Annotated in this window: 3 protein-coding genes and 1 pseudogene; all 4 read right to left on the bottom strand. The window is 38.5% G+C overall.

From position 1 onward, the window contains the following. Positions 1–223: pseudogene (locus Tfer_RS16185) on the bottom strand (S8 family serine peptidase); the annotation flags it as partial. Positions 224–1,003: 780 nt separating this feature from the next. Further along, the gene (locus tag Tfer_RS15575; protein ID WP_052219189.1) at positions 1,004–1,201 is read right to left on the bottom strand and encodes a transposase; all 198 of its coding nucleotides are present in this window, start codon (positions 1,199–1,201) and stop codon (positions 1,004–1,006) included. Between the two features lie 342 nt (positions 1,202–1,543). Next, entirely contained in the window at positions 1,544–2,236 is a 693-nt protein-coding gene (locus Tfer_RS15570) for a hypothetical protein (RefSeq protein ID WP_052219188.1), read from the bottom strand. 91 nt (positions 2,237–2,327) lie between these two features. Further along, on the bottom strand, positions 2,328–2,613 hold a 286-nt coding region (locus Tfer_RS17205; protein WP_282432079.1), incomplete at its 5' end, for a S8 family serine peptidase.

Below are 2,613 nucleotides of genomic sequence, written 5' to 3'. Positions count from 1 at the left end.
GCTTACCCGGTTTACCTGCCGAACCGCTATTTTTCTTGGGTATGTATGACGTGTCCGAAACCAGAGACGTAATACCTACCCCCGGGGCCACCAAATCAGGCTTTGTTAAACCGTCAACGGTTGGCCCCCGACTTGAAAATTCGGCAATAACATCATCCTTGGTATTAACTGTTCCCCTGTCATCTAGAGCTCCTACCGTGATTATATGCGCGTTGATGCCGGGAGAAGATAGTTGCCTGGACCGTTACAGATCATATGAGAAACAACCTTGCATAGAGGCACTAAAAAATGCTATTTTGAAGCAACAACCATCCAAAGGACTGATACATCATTCAGATCGTGGTTCTCAATACTGCAGTAAGTATTATCAGGACAAGTAGCAAAATTCGAAATGATATATAGCATGAGCCGTAGAGGTAACTGCCGGGATAATGTCTACACTGAAGCATTCGGGGTTACTTCTTTCGGAATAAGGTAAGGTTTTAAAAATTACAACTTGTTAACGGAGGGTATCATAAAAGTCTCAACCACTTAATTACTTTTTGCTTAAGTTGTCTAGCTTAGACTCTATATCTTTAAGTTTTTGTTCGAAAAATCTTACTTTACGAAAAAACCATGTTGGCAGAAAAATAATTATTAAAATAGTTACCAGAAACTGAACCCAACTAATCAACAAAAATGGTAATGTATGTAAATCCATCAAAAAACCCCCTTTTTAAATTTTATTTTGTATTTGAAAACTCAACCCTACTTAATAAATCCATAATTCCAATAAAAAATTGCCAATATAACCAGCAGATACAAAAGATTTTATAGTACTTTGCCCTTACGTTGACGGCAACGTGCTTAAAACCGTTTTACCTTGGCTTGAAGGTTATGCTCTCACAATTTTGCCTTGATACGAGCTAGTAGCTTAGCATCATCGCTGTTTTCAGCCTTTTTGAGGGACCGAAGTTAGCCTCGCATTTTAAGTTTCTCTCCAAGTGCCTTTTCTCTGAGGGATTTACAGACCATGTTTCAGGTCAACGAGCCCATGAGTTAAAAAATCTCTTTTCCACCTGTAATACATCGACCGGCTTATACCTACTCTTCTACACAACTTGGCCACGGTTTCCTGACCCTTCAGGCTTTTAAAGACAACTTCCATTTGGGCTTGGGCGGTCCAACACTTACGTTTCTTAAGTGTTTTGATATCTATCATCTTCGTACCTCCTGACTTAACATTTCGGGATGAACGGACGTATTTCCTCCGTTAGATGAGCATCAACCTTTATGTTGTCAGGATAACAGATTCTTACCCAATCATAGGAAGCTACTTTGTCTTTTGGAACGCCATATTTTCGGTGATGGTTGCTAATTATAATTTAGTTTATAATTGCTTCAATACTCGCTAAGTAAGTTATTATATTATTATATTATAAACTAACTTTTTCCTAAAGCTCCAGGTTAAGCTTAAATTTCTATATGGCACAAAATGAATATTATAAGCACAGACTATCTGACAAAGCCCGCGACTTAATTCGCGGGCTTTTGTAACTTATTATTAAGGAATGGCATCTACTTCGGTCATTATACCTAAAGTATCAACCTTGTATTTCACCCAAACAGACTTGGAGCCTGCATTAAAAGGCAGCGTAACTACTGATGAATCTGAAACATATGCAGGATTAGCATCATTTACTAGAATTTTAGCTACAGGATCTGACATGGTACATCCAACAGATGAGACATCACCCCAAACATCTTCTATATGGGCAACGTACCTTGTACTACCAGTGTTATCGATATAAGTTCTTAAAGAAGCATAGCAAGGTCCAAACCACCAACTTTTATCCGCATAGTATATAGCAGCACTAGTTACTTCCTCTTTACTTTTCTTTGCAGGACCATATTCATAACTAACAGCACTTCCATCATCGAAGTAATATTTTACTTTTTCACCGCGTTTTAATTTCAGATTAGGCAATTTAGCATTTACTTTATCTTCGTTAAAGCAATCAAGATTTTGGAGCTTTTGTATTGCGGCAGGATCACCGTTTTTGGCCATCTCGAGTATACCTTGGGCGTACTCATCAATTGCTTTTTGAGCTACCATATCACCTTTATTGGCTTTATTTATTATATCTCTTGATATACCATTATCTCTAAACGAAGAAACTGCAGCAAACCCGAACGAATTGAAACAAAATATTGATAAAACAAAAATTGACATTACTGTCATTAATTTTGTTTTCATAAAATTCACCTCGTTATCATTTTTTACACTTTTTCTTAGACATTGACGATACTATCTCGTTGTAAAAAGATGCTTCTCTTATTGTACGCCCTTAATAAAGATTTATGTTCACTTCCCCCGCTCCCTGCTCATTAACCGCAAATCCCAAATTTAGAGCAGTACTCATCAACTGCCTTTTCACCTCATCCGGTGTCCAGGGATTCTGCTCCAATAGCAAAGCGGCGGTTCCCGCTACCATCGGGGTTGCCATAGATGTCCCCGACATGGTAACGTAGTAATTGGTAATAGTGGTTTGTGCAGATTTTTCCTGGGTTACGGCTTGAGCGGCTTTTCCCGGTTTACCTGCCGAACCGCTATTTTTCTTGGGTATGTATGAC

This window comes from Thermincola ferriacetica (assembly GCF_001263415.1).
Lineage (GTDB): Bacteria > Bacillota > Thermincolia > Thermincolales > Thermincolaceae > Thermincola > Thermincola ferriacetica.
This window is presented reverse-complemented; position numbering and strand designations above follow the sequence as displayed.

Excerpts from the sequence above, each read along its gene's own strand:
- Tfer_RS15570 (WP_052219188.1), bottom strand. The coding sequence starts at position 2,236 with ATGAAAACAAAATTAATGACAGTAATGTCAATTTTTGTTTTATCAATA.
- Tfer_RS15575 (WP_052219189.1), bottom strand. The coding sequence starts at position 1,201 with ATGATAGATATCAAAACACTTAAGAAACGTAAGTGTTGGACCGCCCAA.